This window comes from Hymenobacter sp. BRD128, from assembly GCF_013256625.1.
GTDB lineage: Bacteria > Bacteroidota > Bacteroidia > Cytophagales > Hymenobacteraceae > Hymenobacter.
The window spans coordinates 3,262,131-3,275,328 of record NZ_CP053908.1; the positions used below are offsets into that span (position 1 = coordinate 3,262,131).

A 13,198-nucleotide genomic window follows, 5' to 3' on the forward strand; every position below is an offset into this window, starting at 1 on the left:
AAAATATCAGGAGTGAGAAATCAAACGCGGCGACGCTTGGGCGGGCGGCAGCCGTTGTGCGGCAGCGGCGTCACGTCGCGGATGGTCGTCACTTCGATACCAATGTTGCCCAACGCCCGGATGGCCGACTCACGGCCAGCACCCGGACCTTTCACGAACACTTCGGCTTTGCGCATGCCCAGGTCGTGGGCTACCTTGCCGCAGTCGCTAGCTGCCATCTGGGCAGCGTAGGGTGTGTTTTTCTTTGAACCCCGGAACCCCATTTTACCAGCCGAAGCCCAGGAAATAACCTGGCCATTCGAGTTGGTTACCGAGATAATGATGTTATTGAAGGAAGCGCGAATGTGGACCTGGCCCACCTGCTCCACCACGACAAGCCGCTTCTTGGCTTTGTCTTTTCTTTTTTGTGCCATTTGGTTATCGCTATAAACGCGGCAGGTGTTGGTTTATCAGTTATCAATTATTAGTGGACAGTTACCCAAGCTGATAACTGTTCACTAATAATTGATAACTGAAATTCCGATTGCCGCTACGGGTTATTTCGTTACTTTCTTCTTGCCGGCCACGGTCTTACGCTTACCCTTACGGGTGCGCGAGTTATTTTTGGTACGCTGACCACGAACAGGAAGGCCTTTGCGGTGACGGAGGCCACGGTAGCAGCCAATGTCCATCAGACGCTTGATGTTGAGCTGGATTTCCGAGCGCAGCACGCCCTCGGTCTTATGCTCAGCAGCGATGATAGCGCGGATTTCGCTAGCCTCCGCTTCGGTCCAGTCCTTCACTTTCTTGTTGACATCGATGCCAGCTTTAGTGAGGATTTTAATGGAATTGCTCCGGCCAATGCCGAAAATGTAAGTCAGGGCGATTTCGCCGCGCTTGTTGTCCGGGATGTCTACCCCTGCGATACGAGCCATAGTGGTTGTGAGATGTTTGCGGACCAGAAAGTCCGGCAGCGGCTTGGAAGGCGGCTAGCTGAATCAGCGTTCAAACTAGCCAGTACCCAAGGCTCCGAGTTTCTGAAAATTGGTTTAGCCCTGACGCTGCTTGAAGCGGGGGTTCTTCTTGTTGATAACGTAGAGCTTGCCATTACGGCGGATGATTTTGCAATCAACGCTACGTTTCTTCACCGAGGTTTTTACTTTCATGACCTTGAAAAGAACGAAAAAAATTTACTTATAACGATACTTAATGCGGCCTTTCGACAAGTCGTAGGGCGACATTTCGAGCTTTACCTTGTCGCCGGGCAGAATCTTGATGTAGTGCATCCGCATCTTGCCCGAAATGTGGGCAATCAGTTGGTGGCCATTTTCCAATTCCACGCGAAACATGGCGTTGGAAAGGGCTTCGAGGATGGTACCGTCCTGCTCGATGGAGGCTTGTTTTGCCATAAGGGCTAACGCAGTGCTTTTTCTATATATTCAAAGGAGGTCAGAATTTCTGCCTTGTCTTTTCTAACAACAACGGTGTGCTCAAAGTGCGCCGCTGGTTTCTTATCGCGGGTCCGGATGGTCCAGCCATCCTTTTCCTGCACCACATCCTTCTTGCCGAGGGTAATCATCGGCTCGATGGCTAGGGTCATGCCAACTTGTAGCAGCGGCCCCGAGCCTCGTTTGCCGTAATTCGGTACCTCGGGCTTCTCATGGAGGCTAGCCCCTACCCCGTGACCAACCAGCTCACGCACCACGCCATAGCCCTTGGGCGCTACATAGTTTTGAATTGCGTAGCTGATGTCGCCAACGCGGTTGCCAGCTACTGCCTGCTCGATACCTTTATACAACGATGCTTTAGTTTCATCCAGTAGCCGCTGTACTTCCGGCGACACCTCCCCGATTGGGTAAGTGTAGGCACTATCTGCGTGGTAGCCATTGAGGAATACCCCGCAGTCTACCGTCAAAATATCCCCGCTTTGCAGCGGCTCGTCGGTAGCAAACCCGTGCACTACTACCGAGTTTGGGCTCAGGCAGCAGCTATGCGGGAAACCATACAATCCTTTGAACGAAGGGGTAGCCCCGTGGTCGCGGATGAACTCCTCGGCGCGGCGGTCTAACTCCCGCGTCGTGACTCCTTCGCGCACCAGCGCAGCTACCTCGCCGTGGGCACGCGCCAACAGTTGCCCGGCGGCGCGCATTAACTCTATTTCTTCTTCAGTTTTATACTGAATAACTCCAGTTGCCATTCGTGCCGATTAGGAGGCAATAGCTATCGGCTGTGAAGGCCGACCGCGCAATTTGCCCGATTTCATCATGCCATCGTAATGACGCATCAGGAGGTAACTTTCTACCTGGTTTAGTGTATCCAATACTACACCTACCATGATGATGAGTGAGGTACCACCGTAGAACAACGACAGCGGACGAGTAACGCCTAGCAGCAACGCCAAGGTCGGGAAGATAGCGATAAGTGCTAGCGCCACAGCACCCGGCAACGTCACGCGGGTCAGGATTTCATCAATGAACTCCGACGTGTCGCGGCCCGGCTTGACGCCCGGCACGAAACCGCCACTACGCTTTAGGTCATCCGCAATCTGGTTTGGATTAACGCTGATGGCGGTGTAGAAGTAGGTGAAAATGACAATTAGGAGAGCGAATACCGTATTGTATACCCAATGCTCAGGCGAGAAATATGCGGCGATGTTAGCCGCCAGGTCGCTATTCTTATCCCAAGCCGAAGCAGCGATGCTCGGTACAAACATCAGCGACTGGGCGAAAATGATGGGCATAACGCCAGCAGCATTAACCTTAAGCGGGATAAACTGACGCTGGGCGTCGAGTTGCGTAGCACCACCTACCTGCTTAGCATACTGCACCGGAATCCGGCGTACAGCTTGCGTGAGCACGATAACGGCCATTACTACTAAGAACAGCACTACAAGTTCTAACAAGAAAACCAGCGCGTGACTAAGGCCCTTAGAAGCGCCTTCCCCAATGAGTGCACCAGGCAGACGCGATACAATACCAATCATGATAATCATGGAGATACCGTTGCCAATACCTTTATCGGTAATCTTTTCCCCTAGCCACATGCAAAACAGCGTACCCGCCGTAATGATGAGCATGGTGGAGATGGTAAAGAACGTGCCGGGGTTCATAATGGCCTCGGCATTAATCGTTGCCAGGAAGCCCACAGACTGCGCCATCACAATCGGGATGGTGAGCACGCGGGTATACTGATTGATTTTCTTCCGGCCCGACTCACCTTCCTTCTGTAACTTCTGGAAGTACGGCACGGCAATCGTGAGCAGCTGCAACACGATAGAGGCCGAGATGTAGGGCATGATACCCAGCGCGAAAATCGACGCGTGGCTAAAAGCCCCACCGAGCAGCGTATCCAGAATGCCGAATACGCCGCCGGTGCCTTGCTTTAGTTGGGTAGGGTCTACACCGGGGAGGACTACGTAGCAGCCCAGCCGGTAAATGGCAATGAAAAACAGCGTATTGAGGATTCGCGTGCGCAAATCGTCAATCTGCCAAATATTCTTTATCGTTTCGATAAACTTCTTCATTGCTAGTCGATAACAATAGATACTACAGCGTAACTACTTTGCCACCAGCCTTTTCGATGGCCTCAACGGCCGATTTCGAGAAAGCGTGAGCGTGTACTTCGAGGGCGGTGGTAAGTTCACCACGACCCAGAACTTTGATTTTGGCGTTCTTCGACACTAGGCCAGCCTGTACAAAGTACGCCTGGTCCATCGAAGTTACGGCACCGCTTTCGAGCAGGCCCTGGATTACGTCCAGGTTGATGCCTTTGTACTCGACACGGTTGATGTTTTTGAAGCCGAACTTCGGCACGCGACGCTGCAAAGGCATTTGACCGCCTTCGAAGCCCGACTTGCGCGAGTAGCCCGAGCGCGATTTGGCGCCCTTGTGGCCACGGGTAGCGGTACCACCGCCGCCCGAGCCTTCACCACGACCGAGACGCTTGTTGTTGCGCGTTGCGCCAGCGGCAGGTTTTAGATTGGAAAGATTCATGACTGGGATAAACGCTTACAGTTCGGTTACTTCCAGCAGGTGCTGAATCGACTTCACCATGCCCAGGATGCTGGGGTTGGCTTCGTGCGTAGCAACGCTGTTCATTTTATTGAGGCCGAGGGCCTCTACGGTACGCTTCTGACGCTCGGGGCGGTCGATGGCGCTGCGCACGAGCTTTACTTGAATCTGTGGCATGGTCAACTTAACCGTTAAATACGCGAGCGAGAGAAATGCCGCGTGCCTGAGCAATTTGCATCGGGTCACGCATCTTGGCGAGGGCAGCAAAGGTAGCCTTTACCACGTTGTGGGGGTTCGACGAGCCTTTCGACTTAGCTAGTACGTCTTTGATACCAGCCGATTCGAACACGGCGCGCATGGCACCACCGGCAATTACGCCCGTACCAGCCGCAGCGGGCTGCACGAGTACGAAACCTCCACCGTAGCGGCCTTCCATTACGTGGGGAACGGTGTGCTTATACAGCGGCACTTTCACCACGTTTTTGCGAGCGTCGTCAATGCCTTTGGCAATGGCGTCGGTTACCTCGTTGGCTTTGCCCAGACCGTATCCTACGTTGCCTTTGCCGTCGCCTACCACTACGATAGCCGAGAAGCTGAAGCGACGACCACCTTTCACCACTTTGGCTACGCGGTTGATGGCTACTACTTTCTCTTTGAAATCCGAATCGCCCTGAACCGAGCTATCGTTGCCACCGCGGCCACCGCGGTCGTTGCCGCGACGGTCGTTACCGCCCCGGTTGTTACCCCCACGGTCGTTGCCACCGGCCCCGCCACCACGGTTGTTGTTGTTATACTCTGCCATGATGCCTTAGAAATTGAGGCCGCCTTCGCGGGCTCCTTCAGCTAGTGATTTAATACGACCGTGATAGAGGTAGCCCGAGCGGTCGAACACCACTTTCGTGATGCCGGCCTCCTGCGCCTTAGCAGCGATTTCGCGGCCAACGGCGGCGGCCAGGGCCACGCCGTTACCACCTTCGGCGGTTACCTTCTTCGACGAAGCGGCAGCCAGCGTGCGGCCAGCCGTGTCGTCGATAATCTGGGCGTAGATGCCCGTGTTGGAGCGGAACACCGACAGGCGCGGGCGCTCCGACGTGCCGGACACTTTCGTGCGGATGATGCGCTGAATGCGCTTCCGGCGGGATGCTTTATCGAAAGCCATGATACTAGATTACTTTTTAGCGGCAGTCTTGCCGGCTTTACGACGAACGATTTCACCCACGAAGCGCACACCTTTGCCTTTGTAAGGCTCAACTTTCCGCAGCGAGCGGATTTTGGCGGCTACCTGACCGATAAGTTGCTTATCGATGCTGTTGAGGGTAACGATGGGGTTTTTACCTTTCTCAGTAACGGCGGTAGCCTTTACTTCGGGCGGCAGGGCCAGGTACACGTTGTGCGAGTAACCGAGCGAAAGCTCCAGCGACTGGCCGGCCAGGGCGGCCTTGTAACCTACGCCCACAAGCTCGAGCTTGTGCTCGAAGCCGGTGTTAACGCCGGTAATCATGTTGTTGATGAGCGAGCGGTACAGGCCGTGCATGGCCTTGTGGCGCTTCTGCTCGGTGGGGCGCGTCACGACAACGTTGCCGTCTTCGGTAGCTACCGTGATGTCACGGTCTACTTGCTGGGTCAGCGTGCCTTTGGGGCCTTTCACCGTTACGGTGTTCTCGTTGTCGACCGATACCTGCACGCCGGCGGGCAGTGCAATCGGTAGTTTGCCAATACGGGACATATAGATACTAGGGCTTAGCAGGTTAGTACACGTAGCACAGCACCTCGCCGCCCACGTTCTCATTTTTAGCCTCTTTCTCGGTCATTACCCCTTTCGAGGTCGACAGGATGGCTACGCCCAAACCGCTCAGTACGCGGGGCAGGTTCTCGACGTGCCGGTACTGGCGCAGGCCGGGGGTGCTCACGCGCTCCAGCTTGGTGATAGCCGGGGCTTTGGTAGTGGGGTTATACTTCAGGGCGATTTTAATCACGCCTTGGGCCGAAGTATCATCAAAACGGTAGCTCTGAATGTAGCCCTTGTGATAGAGCACTTTCGTGATTTCCTTTTTGATGTTGCTGGCCGGGATTTCCACTACCCGGTGGTTCGCCTTGATGGCGTTGCGCAACCGGGTGAGGTAGTCGGCAATCGGGTCAGTATTCATTTGTTTTTAATTGGCCCACAACTTGGGGCCGCAAAGATAAGAAAATTTCGCAGCAGTAGCTAGCAGCCCTACAGCGAAATTTCAGTTAAGACTACTGGGCTCGGCTTTCGGGGCGCGGCCCATGGTTTCTTTCGGCAACCTGCCAAATAGGGTGAGCTAGGCCCACGGGTATTCTATTTTGGGGTGCAAAGGTAGCAGAAATTGTGGCACTTATGCAAGGCCCACTTTCAACAAAATTTTTTAACCTCTCCATTCTCAAACAAAAAGCCCTCAACTCGGTGAGTTGAGGGCTTTCGCATACCTAGGAAGAATACTACCAGCTCGACTTCGTCACGCCGGGAATCTTACCAGCCAGCGCCATTTCGCGGAAGCGAACGCGGCTGATGCCAAACTTGCGCATGTAGCCACGGGGGCGGCCGTCAATCATGTCGCGGTTGTGCAGGCGCACGGGCGACGCATTGCGGGGCAGCTTGTCGAGGCCAGCGTAGTCACCGGCAGCTTTCAGGGCCTTGCGCTTCTCAGCGTAGCGGGCTACCAGGGCAACGCGCTTGCGGGCCCGGGCTTTGATGGATTCTTTAGCCATTATTCAGCTTCCTTTTTAGCGTTAGCGAAGGGCATACCGAAGGCGCGGAGCAGCTCGTAGCTCTGCTCATCGTTTTCGGCCGTCGTTACGAAAGTGATATCCATACCGGAGATGCCTTTGATTTTGTCAATTGAAATCTCGGGGAAGATAATCTGCTCCTTCACGCCGAGGGTATAGTTACCCCGGCCGTCGAAGCCCTTGTCGTTGATGCCTTTGAAGTCACGTACCCGGGGCAGGGCCACGGTCAGCAAACGGTCCAGGAATTCATACATCCGCTCGCCGCGCAGCGTAACGCGCGCACCGATGGGCATGCCCTCGCGGAGTTTGAAGTTAGAAACCGAACGCTTGGCGATGGTCGGAACAGCTTTCTGACCGGTGATGGTCGTCAGCTCCTCTACCCCGTTGTCTACCAGCTTCTTGTCAGCAACGGCGGCACCGATGCCACGGTTGATGCAGATTTTGGTGATGCGCGGTACCTGCATGATGCTCTTGTACTGGAATTTCTCCTGGAGCGCGGGTACAACCTCTTTCTCGTATTTATCTTTTAGACGGGCCATGGTCGTAGTGCGGATTAAGCGGTGGCCGAATCAACCTTCTTCACGTTCGACACGTGAATGGGGCTTTCGATTTTGGTAATGCCGCCCTGGGGGTTCTTCGCACTCGGCTTGTTGTGCTTGGTTACCAGGTTCAGGCCTTCTACGATGACGCGCTGGGTCGAGCGGTTCACCGACTTGATAACGCCACGCTTGCCCTTTTCGTCGCCGGCAATTACGAGTACGTTGTCGCCCGTCTTCACGTGCAGCTGAACGGGGGCTGCTTTCTGTTTCGTTGCCATAACTTAAATTACTTCGGGGGCTAACGATACGATTTTCATGAACTGCTTCTCGCGCAGCTCGCGGGCTACTGGCCCGAAAATGCGCGTGCCGCGGGGCTCGTCGTTGTTGTTGAGCAATACGGCGGCGTTGTCGTCGAAGCGGATGTAGGAACCGTCCTTACGACGGATTTCTTTCTTCACGCGTACGATAACAGCCTTGCTAACAGTACCTTTCTTGGCGTTGCCCGAAGGGATAGCCGACTTGATGGCTACCACGATTTTATCGCCAACCGTAGCGTATTTCTTGCCCGTGCCACCCAGTACGCGGATGCAGAGCACTTCCTTGGCGCCGCTATTGTCGGCCACCGTGAGGCGGGATTCTTGCTGTATCATCGTTCAGGATTATTTAGCACGTTCAACAATTTCAACCAAGCGCCAGCGCTTAGTTTTGCTTAGGGGGCGGGTGCTCATAATACGCACCAGGTCACCTTCACCGCACTCGTTTTTCTCATCGTGGGCGTGGAACTTGGTGGTCTTGCTCACGAACTTTCCGTAAATCGGGTGCTGGTGCTTGGCTACTACCGCAACTGTGATGGACTTATCCATCTTGTTGCTGGTCACCTTGCCCACGATTTCTTTCCGCATGTTGCGGTCCGAAGCAGCATCGTGAGCCGGCAGCAGGTTTTCTTGAGTCGGTTCCATTACTAAGCTTTGTTAGAAGCCTGCTCATTGTTCCGACGCGAAAGCTCCGTTTGCAGGCGAGCAACGGTTTTGCGGTTGGCCTTCAGGCGGCCGGGGTTTTCGAGCGGGCTGATAGCGTGCGCGAAGCGCATCTGCTGGCCGTTGGTTTGCTCGGTTTTGATTTGCGTGCGCAGGTCGTCGAGCGACAGGGCGCGGATTTCTTCGTTTTTCATCGAATTAAGCAGCGTTCTCTACGTAGTCGCGACGAACTACAAATGAGGTACGAACCGGCAGCTTCTGAGCCGCTAGGCGCAGCGACTCTTTTGCGGTTTCGAGGCTCACGCCATCCGATTCAAACATGATTTGGCCAGGCTTCACGCAGGCTACCCAGTACTCGGGCGAACCTTTACCCTTACCCATCCGCACTTCAGCAGGCTTCTTGGTAATTGGCTTATCTGGGAAAATGCGAATCCATACTTGCCCTTCGCGTTTCATGGCACGGGTCATGGCAATACGGGCAGCCTCAATCTGGCGAGCCGTAATCCAAGAGATTTCCAGTGACTTAAGCGCGAACGAACCGAAGTCTATGGAGCTGCCGCGGTAGGCCAGGCCTGTTACGCGACCCTTTTGCATCTTGCGATACTTGGTCCTTTTCGGTTGTAACATTTGAGTAAAAAAAGAAAACTTGAAAAATATTAGCAGTGAACCGTACCCTGAACGAAATGATTCAGGATACGGCTCAGACTAGTTTAATTAACCCTAGCGACGGGGACCGCCACCTTGGCCGCCGCGGTTGCCACCGCCAGCGGGGCCACCACCTTGACCACCACGGTTGCCACCGCCTTGGCCGCCACGGGGGCCGCCAGCAGCGCCGTCACGACGCGGGCCACGGTCACCATCGCGACGCGGACCACGGTCGTTGCGGTCACCATCGCGGCGCGGGCCACGGTCGCCACCACGGCCACCACGGTCATCACCACCTTGCTGACCAGCTGGAACCTGGTTGGGCGAGAGGTCGGGCTTGCCGAATACCTCGCCGCGCATTACCCACACCTTGATGCCGATTTTGCCATACACCGTTTGGGCTTCTGACAGGGCATAGTCGATGTCGGCGCGCAGCGTGTGCAGCGGGGTACGACCTTCTTTGTACTGCTCCGAGCGAGCAATCTCGGCACCACCTAGGCGGCCACCGCACTGAATTTTGATGCCTTCAGCACCAGCCCGCATAGCAGCCTGGATAGACATCTTCATGGCGCGACGGAACGAGATACGAGCAGCCAGTTGCTGAGCAATGCTCTCACCTACCAGGCGAGCGTCCAACTCGGGGCGCTTAATCTCGAAGATGTTGATTTGAACATCCTTCTTAGTGATTTCCTTGAGTTCGTCCTTAATCTTATCAACCTCCTGGCCGCCTTTACCGATTACCACACCCGGACGAGCCGTGTTGATGGTGATGGTAATCCGCTTTAGGGTGCGCTCGATAACGATGCGCGAGATGCCACCCTTTTGGATACGGGCGTTGATGTACTTGCGAATTTTCTCGTCTTCAACGAGTTTGTCGGCAAAATCCTTGCCGCCGTACCAGTTTGAGTCCCAGCCTTTAATAACGCCGAGTCGGAAACCGACGGGATTTACTTTCTGTCCCATGATTGATTAAGCGTTGGCGGGGTTTTCAGTGGGGTAGCAGCGGCGAGGCGCGTCAGAGCGTTCAGCTCTTTCTTCGACATCTGCGACTCACGCTGCGGACCAACCGTCAGCGTGATGTGGTTCGAGCGCTTGCGGATGCGGTGACCACGGCCCTGGGGGGCGGGGCGCAAACGCTTCAGCTGACGTCCTTCGTCTACCGAAATCTCGGTCACGCAAAGGTTGGCGTCTTCGATGCGCTCGTCGGGATTCTTCTGCTGCCAGTTGGCCAAGGCCGACAAGAGCAGTTTCTCCACGCGCTCAGCACCCGAGTTAGCCTCAAAGCGGAGCAGGCCGAGGGCCTGGGTTACGCGCTTGCCGCGTACCAGATTGGCTACCAGGCGCATTTTGCGCGGCGAGGTAGGCACGTTACGGAGTTTGGCTACTGCTTCCATCTTAACGCTTGCCTTTATCTTTTTTGGCGACGTGGCCGCGGAAGTTGCGCGTGGGCGCAAACTCGCCGAGCTTGTGGCCGACCATGTTTTCAGTTACATAGACCGGGATGAACTTGTTCCCGTTGTGGACTGCGAAGGTGTGACCCACGAAGTCAGGCGAAATCATAGAGCGGCGCGACCAAGTCTTCACCACCGATTTTTTGCCAGCGCTTTCCAGCGCTTCTACCTTTTTCTCGAGCCGGAAGTCAATGTACGGCCCTTTTTTGAGTGAACGTGCCATATATTACTTCTTGCCTTTGCGGCTGACAATCAGGTTCTCAGAATACTTGTTCTTGTTGCGGGTCTTCTGACCCTTAGCGAAGATACCGTTACGGCTACGTGGGTGACCACCCGACGATTTACCTTCACCACCACCCATGGGGTGGTCAACAGGGTTCATGGCTACACCACGAACGCGGGGGCGACGACCAGCCCAACGGTTGCGACCGGCTTTGCCCATCACAACGTTCATGTGGTCACCGTTCGACACCGTACCAACCGTAGCGGTGCAGGTAACGAGTACCATGCGCATCTCGCCGGAGGGCAGCTTGAGGGTAGCGTAACGCTCCTCACGAGCTACAAGCTGGGCGTAAGTGCCAGCCGAGCGAGCGATAGCGGCACCCTGACCGGGCTGCAACTCGATGTTGTGAACGATAGTACCAAGGGGCATTTCGCGGAGCGGCAAGGCATTGCCAACTTCAGGAGCTACACCGGGACCCGATACGATAACGGTATCTACATTCAGGCCCGCGGGGGCAATGATGTAGCGCTTCTCGCCGTCGGCGTAGTGCAGCAAGGCAATACGAGCGGTACGGTTGGGATCGTACTCGATGGTCTTCACCGTGGCCGGAACACCGGCTTTGTCACGCTTGAAGTCTACGATACGATACTGGGTTTTGTGTCCACCGCCGATGTAGCGGTTCGACATTTTACCCGAAGAGTTACGACCACCGGTCTTTTTGAGCGAGGTCAGCAACGACTTCTCCGGCGTCGACGTGGTTAGCTCGTCGAAGGCCGGGGCCACGCGGAAGCGTTGGCCTGGCGTGGTTGGTCTGAGTTTTTTAAGTGCCATTACTAGCTAGTTGGGCTTTTGCGGCGAAGGCAATTAGATATTGCCGTAGAAATCAATGATGTCACCTTCTTTCAGGGTCACGACGGCTTTCTTGCCGTGGGCGCGACGACCCGAAACCTGGCCACCTTTGGTGAACTTCGACTTCACTTTGCCAATCGTGCGCATCGTGTTGATACCTAGCACGGTCACACCGTAAAGTTGCTCGATGTCCTTCTTAATCTGCACCTTGTTGGCCGTGCGCTCTACTTCGAACACGTAGCGGCCTTTTTCGGTGAGGCTGGTGGCCTTCTCGGTGATAATGGGGCGTTTTAGCGTGCTCATTATTCGGCGGAGTTATTAGCGGTGTACAATTGCTCCAGCGAACGCAGACCATCCTCGCTCAGCAGCAGGGTGTCGGTGTTCAGCAAGTCGTGGGTGTTGAGGGCTACGGGGGTAGCAATTTTCACCTTCTGCACGTTGCGGGCGCTCAGCAGCAAGTTCTTGTCAGCCTCAGCGGCTACGTACAAGGTCTTGCGGCCATTGTTGAGCTTCAGGCCATCAAGGATAGCTACGAAGTCTTTGGTCTTAGGAGCGCTCAGCGTGAGGTTCTCAACCAAGGCTACTTTGCCTTCGCGAGCCAGTACCGACAGAGCCGACAGACGGGCAACGCGCTTGGTCTTTTTGTTCAGCTTGAAGCCGTAGTCGCGGGGCTGCGGACCGAACATGCGGCCACCACCTACGAATACACCCGATTTCATCGAACCAGCACGAGCACCACCGGTGCCTTTCTGCTTCTTCAGTTTTTTCGTGGTGCGGGCTACTTCAGCACGCTGCTTCGATTTGTGCGTACCCTGGCGTTGGTTGGCCAGGTACTGCTTCACGTCGAGGTACATGACGTGCTCGTTCGGCTCGTGGCCGAACACGGCGTCGGACAGCGTAACCTTGCGGCCGGTGTCTTCGCCTTTGCTATTGAATACGGACAGTTCCATCTCTAGTAAGCTTAGCAGGTTATTTCTCCAGAACCACGTAGCCGTTCTTGGCACCGGGCACCGAGCCACTCACCAGAATCAGGTTCTTATCAGCCACAATACGCATCACCTTCAGGTTCTGAATCTTAACTCGGTCGGTGCCCATGCGGCCACCCATGCGCATTCCTTTGAATACGCGCGAAGGCCACGAGCACGCACCGATAGAACCGGGGTGACGCAGGCGGTTGTGCTGACCGTGGGTTTGACCACCCACGCCTTGAAAGTTGTAACGCTTCACAACACCCTGGAAACCTTTACCTTTCGAAGTCCCTACCACGTCAACAAACTCGCCTTCTTCGAACAGCGACGTTTCTACCGTGCTGCCGAGCGTGAAAGCGGCGAGGTCGTCGGTGCGGAACTCAACGAGGCGTTTCTTAGGAGTAGTGCTTGCTTTAGCGAAGTGGCCAGCCAGGGCCTTGGTGGTATTCTTGGCTTTTTTCTCGCCGTAGCCGAGTTGCACGGCGTTGTAGCCGTCTGTTTCGACAGTCTTAACCTGCGTCACTACGCACGGACCCGCTTCTATGAGCGTGCAGGGAATGTTCTTCCCGTCCGGAGTGAAGAGGCTTGTCATACCGATTTTTTTACCGATGATGCCAGGCATTCTGTGTGGATATTAAATGACACAAAAAGAAAAGGCCCGAGTGGCCTTTTCGCTAAGGGAGTGCAAAGGTAGGTGTTTTTCCCTGAAAAAACCAACTTGTTGCAGAAATAAATTTAGCAGTGAGGCATTTAGCTCATCCACCTGCCTACTGGTAGATGCGCAGAGCTAGCCATATAAAAAGCCCCGC

26 protein-coding genes are annotated in these 13,198 nt (G+C 55.1%); all 26 read right to left on the reverse strand.

The window, feature by feature from the left end:
* Positions 1–20: 20 nt before the first annotated feature.
* Entirely contained in the window at positions 21–413 is a 393-nt protein-coding gene (rpsK, locus tag GKZ68_RS14410) for a 30S ribosomal protein S11 (RefSeq protein WP_144846925.1), read from the reverse strand.
* A 123-nt stretch (positions 414–536) separates the two neighbouring features.
* Positions 537–914: a 30S ribosomal protein S13 gene (gene rpsM, locus GKZ68_RS14415; RefSeq protein WP_173116004.1), complete on the reverse strand. Its 378-nt coding sequence runs from the start codon at positions 912–914 to the stop codon at positions 537–539.
* Positions 915–1,028: 114 nt separating this feature from the next.
* Positions 1,029–1,145 carry a 50S ribosomal protein L36 gene (rpmJ, locus tag GKZ68_RS14420; protein WP_068340511.1) on the reverse strand — a complete coding sequence of 39 codons (117 nt, stop codon included), beginning with the start codon at positions 1,143–1,145 and terminating at the stop codon, positions 1,029–1,031.
* A gap of 24 nt (positions 1,146–1,169) precedes the next feature.
* Positions 1,170–1,388, reverse strand: a complete 219-nt coding sequence (gene infA, locus GKZ68_RS14425) for a translation initiation factor IF-1 (RefSeq protein ID WP_035567874.1) — start codon at positions 1,386–1,388, stop codon at positions 1,170–1,172.
* Between the two features lie 5 nt (positions 1,389–1,393).
* Positions 1,394–2,176, reverse strand: coding sequence for a type I methionyl aminopeptidase (gene map, locus GKZ68_RS14430; protein ID WP_173116006.1), 783 nt, complete (start codon positions 2,174–2,176; stop codon positions 1,394–1,396).
* 9 nt (positions 2,177–2,185) lie between these two features.
* The gene (gene secY / locus GKZ68_RS14435; protein WP_173116008.1) at positions 2,186–3,502 is read right to left on the reverse strand and encodes a preprotein translocase subunit SecY; all 1,317 of its coding nucleotides are present in this window, start codon (positions 3,500–3,502) and stop codon (positions 2,186–2,188) included.
* Between the two features lie 22 nt (positions 3,503–3,524).
* Positions 3,525–3,971 (reverse strand): 50S ribosomal protein L15, encoded by a 447-nt coding sequence (rplO, locus tag GKZ68_RS14440; RefSeq protein WP_173116010.1) that lies wholly within the window; start codon positions 3,969–3,971, stop codon positions 3,525–3,527.
* Between the two features lie 15 nt (positions 3,972–3,986).
* The gene (gene rpmD, locus GKZ68_RS14445) at positions 3,987–4,166 is read right to left on the reverse strand and encodes a 50S ribosomal protein L30 (RefSeq protein ID WP_173116012.1); all 180 of its coding nucleotides are present in this window, start codon (positions 4,164–4,166) and stop codon (positions 3,987–3,989) included.
* A gap of 7 nt (positions 4,167–4,173) precedes the next feature.
* Positions 4,174–4,791 (reverse strand): 30S ribosomal protein S5, encoded by a 618-nt coding sequence (rpsE, locus tag GKZ68_RS14450; protein ID WP_173116014.1) that lies wholly within the window; start codon positions 4,789–4,791, stop codon positions 4,174–4,176.
* Positions 4,792–4,797: 6 nt separating this feature from the next.
* A complete protein-coding gene (rplR, locus tag GKZ68_RS14455; protein ID WP_133656912.1) occupies positions 4,798–5,148 on the reverse strand; it encodes a 50S ribosomal protein L18 in 351 nt (116 codons plus the stop codon).
* Between the two features lie 9 nt (positions 5,149–5,157).
* A complete protein-coding gene (gene rplF / locus GKZ68_RS14460) occupies positions 5,158–5,715 on the reverse strand; it encodes a 50S ribosomal protein L6 (protein ID WP_173116016.1) in 558 nt (185 codons plus the stop codon).
* Positions 5,716–5,737: 22 nt separating this feature from the next.
* Positions 5,738–6,136, reverse strand: a complete 399-nt coding sequence (gene rpsH / locus GKZ68_RS14465; RefSeq protein ID WP_144846899.1) for a 30S ribosomal protein S8 — start codon at positions 6,134–6,136, stop codon at positions 5,738–5,740.
* A 313-nt stretch (positions 6,137–6,449) separates the two neighbouring features.
* Entirely contained in the window at positions 6,450–6,719 is a 270-nt protein-coding gene (rpsN, locus tag GKZ68_RS14470; protein ID WP_144846881.1) for a 30S ribosomal protein S14, read from the reverse strand.
* A complete protein-coding gene (gene rplE / locus GKZ68_RS14475; RefSeq protein ID WP_173116018.1) occupies positions 6,719–7,276 on the reverse strand; it encodes a 50S ribosomal protein L5 in 558 nt (185 codons plus the stop codon). Before rplE ends, rpsN begins: the two co-directional genes overlap by 1 nt.
* A gap of 14 nt (positions 7,277–7,290) precedes the next feature.
* A complete protein-coding gene (gene rplX / locus GKZ68_RS14480; RefSeq protein ID WP_208131281.1) occupies positions 7,291–7,554 on the reverse strand; it encodes a 50S ribosomal protein L24 in 264 nt (87 codons plus the stop codon).
* Positions 7,555–7,557: 3 nt separating this feature from the next.
* Complete coding sequence (gene rplN / locus GKZ68_RS14485; RefSeq protein ID WP_068340463.1) at positions 7,558–7,926, reverse strand: 50S ribosomal protein L14; 369 nt, start codon at positions 7,924–7,926, stop codon at positions 7,558–7,560.
* A gap of 9 nt (positions 7,927–7,935) precedes the next feature.
* Positions 7,936–8,235: a 30S ribosomal protein S17 gene (gene rpsQ / locus GKZ68_RS14490; protein ID WP_151086037.1), complete on the reverse strand. Its 300-nt coding sequence runs from the start codon at positions 8,233–8,235 to the stop codon at positions 7,936–7,938.
* A gap of 2 nt (positions 8,236–8,237) precedes the next feature.
* The gene (rpmC, locus tag GKZ68_RS14495; RefSeq protein ID WP_173116020.1) at positions 8,238–8,447 is read right to left on the reverse strand and encodes a 50S ribosomal protein L29; all 210 of its coding nucleotides are present in this window, start codon (positions 8,445–8,447) and stop codon (positions 8,238–8,240) included.
* Between the two features lie 4 nt (positions 8,448–8,451).
* A complete protein-coding gene (gene rplP, locus GKZ68_RS14500; RefSeq protein ID WP_068340453.1) occupies positions 8,452–8,880 on the reverse strand; it encodes a 50S ribosomal protein L16 in 429 nt (142 codons plus the stop codon).
* Between the two features lie 93 nt (positions 8,881–8,973).
* A complete protein-coding gene (rpsC, locus tag GKZ68_RS14505; protein ID WP_173116022.1) occupies positions 8,974–9,861 on the reverse strand; it encodes a 30S ribosomal protein S3 in 888 nt (295 codons plus the stop codon).
* A complete protein-coding gene (gene rplV / locus GKZ68_RS14510) occupies positions 9,846–10,292 on the reverse strand; it encodes a 50S ribosomal protein L22 (RefSeq protein WP_173116024.1) in 447 nt (148 codons plus the stop codon). Before rplV ends, rpsC begins: the two co-directional genes overlap by 16 nt.
* A 1-nt stretch (position 10,293) precedes the next feature.
* On the reverse strand, positions 10,294–10,572 hold the full coding sequence (gene rpsS / locus GKZ68_RS14515) for a 30S ribosomal protein S19 (RefSeq protein WP_068340444.1): 279 nt from the start codon (positions 10,570–10,572) through the stop codon (positions 10,294–10,296).
* 3 nt (positions 10,573–10,575) lie between these two features.
* Positions 10,576–11,403 carry a 50S ribosomal protein L2 gene (rplB, locus tag GKZ68_RS14520; RefSeq protein ID WP_173116026.1) on the reverse strand — a complete coding sequence of 276 codons (828 nt, stop codon included), beginning with the start codon at positions 11,401–11,403 and terminating at the stop codon, positions 10,576–10,578.
* Between the two features lie 33 nt (positions 11,404–11,436).
* On the reverse strand, positions 11,437–11,724 hold the full coding sequence (gene rplW / locus GKZ68_RS14525; protein WP_173116028.1) for a 50S ribosomal protein L23: 288 nt from the start codon (positions 11,722–11,724) through the stop codon (positions 11,437–11,439).
* Positions 11,724–12,371 (reverse strand): 50S ribosomal protein L4, encoded by a 648-nt coding sequence (gene rplD, locus GKZ68_RS14530; protein WP_173116029.1) that lies wholly within the window; start codon positions 12,369–12,371, stop codon positions 11,724–11,726. Before rplD ends, rplW begins: the two co-directional genes overlap by 1 nt.
* Positions 12,372–12,390: 19 nt before the next feature.
* On the reverse strand, positions 12,391–13,011 hold the full coding sequence (gene rplC, locus GKZ68_RS14535) for a 50S ribosomal protein L3 (RefSeq protein ID WP_173116031.1): 621 nt from the start codon (positions 13,009–13,011) through the stop codon (positions 12,391–12,393).
* Positions 13,012–13,198: the final 187 nt, after the last annotated feature.

Coding starts and splice junctions, on each gene's coding strand:
- rpsN (WP_144846881.1), bottom strand. CDS start 6,719: ATGGCTAAAGAATCCATCAAAGCCCGGGCCCGCAAGCGCGTTGCCCTG.
- rpsC (WP_173116022.1), bottom strand. CDS start 9,861: ATGGGACAGAAAGTAAATCCCGTCGGTTTCCGACTCGGCGTTATTAAA.
- secY (WP_173116008.1), bottom strand. CDS start 3,502: ATGAAGAAGTTTATCGAAACGATAAAGAATATTTGGCAGATTGACGAT.
- rplX (WP_208131281.1), bottom strand. CDS start 7,554: ATGGCAACGAAACAGAAAGCAGCCCCCGTTCAGCTGCACGTGAAGACG.
- rpsK (WP_144846925.1), bottom strand. CDS start 413: ATGGCACAAAAAAGAAAAGACAAAGCCAAGAAGCGGCTTGTCGTGGTG.
- rplB (WP_173116026.1), bottom strand. CDS start 11,403: ATGGCACTTAAAAAACTCAGACCAACCACGCCAGGCCAACGCTTCCGC.
- rplD (WP_173116029.1), bottom strand. CDS start 12,371: ATGGAACTGTCCGTATTCAATAGCAAAGGCGAAGACACCGGCCGCAAG.
- rplV (WP_173116024.1), bottom strand. CDS start 10,292: ATGGAAGCAGTAGCCAAACTCCGTAACGTGCCTACCTCGCCGCGCAAA.
- rplC (WP_173116031.1), bottom strand. CDS start 13,011: ATGCCTGGCATCATCGGTAAAAAAATCGGTATGACAAGCCTCTTCACT.
- infA (WP_035567874.1), bottom strand. CDS start 1,388: ATGGCAAAACAAGCCTCCATCGAGCAGGACGGTACCATCCTCGAAGCC.
- rpsQ (WP_151086037.1), bottom strand. CDS start 8,235: ATGGAACCGACTCAAGAAAACCTGCTGCCGGCTCACGATGCTGCTTCG.
- rplE (WP_173116018.1), bottom strand. CDS start 7,276: ATGGCCCGTCTAAAAGATAAATACGAGAAAGAGGTTGTACCCGCGCTC.
- rpsM (WP_173116004.1), bottom strand. CDS start 914: ATGGCTCGTATCGCAGGGGTAGACATCCCGGACAACAAGCGCGGCGAA.
- map (WP_173116006.1), bottom strand. CDS start 2,176: ATGGCAACTGGAGTTATTCAGTATAAAACTGAAGAAGAAATAGAGTTA.
- rplO (WP_173116010.1), bottom strand. CDS start 3,971: ATGAATCTTTCCAATCTAAAACCTGCCGCTGGCGCAACGCGCAACAAC.
- rplF (WP_173116016.1), bottom strand. CDS start 5,715: ATGTCCCGTATTGGCAAACTACCGATTGCACTGCCCGCCGGCGTGCAG.
- rplN (WP_068340463.1), bottom strand. CDS start 7,926: ATGATACAGCAAGAATCCCGCCTCACGGTGGCCGACAATAGCGGCGCC.
- rplR (WP_133656912.1), bottom strand. CDS start 5,148: ATGGCTTTCGATAAAGCATCCCGCCGGAAGCGCATTCAGCGCATCATC.
- rpsS (WP_068340444.1), bottom strand. CDS start 10,572: ATGGCACGTTCACTCAAAAAAGGGCCGTACATTGACTTCCGGCTCGAG.
- rpmC (WP_173116020.1), bottom strand. CDS start 8,447: ATGAAAAACGAAGAAATCCGCGCCCTGTCGCTCGACGACCTGCGCACG.
- rpsE (WP_173116014.1), bottom strand. CDS start 4,791: ATGGCAGAGTATAACAACAACAACCGTGGTGGCGGGGCCGGTGGCAAC.
- rplW (WP_173116028.1), bottom strand. CDS start 11,724: ATGAGCACGCTAAAACGCCCCATTATCACCGAGAAGGCCACCAGCCTC.
- rpsH (WP_144846899.1), bottom strand. CDS start 6,136: ATGAATACTGACCCGATTGCCGACTACCTCACCCGGTTGCGCAACGCC.
- rplP (WP_068340453.1), bottom strand. CDS start 8,880: ATGTTACAACCGAAAAGGACCAAGTATCGCAAGATGCAAAAGGGTCGC.
- rpmJ (WP_068340511.1), bottom strand. CDS start 1,145: ATGAAAGTAAAAACCTCGGTGAAGAAACGTAGCGTTGATTGCAAAATC.
- rpmD (WP_173116012.1), bottom strand. CDS start 4,166: ATGCCACAGATTCAAGTAAAGCTCGTGCGCAGCGCCATCGACCGCCCC.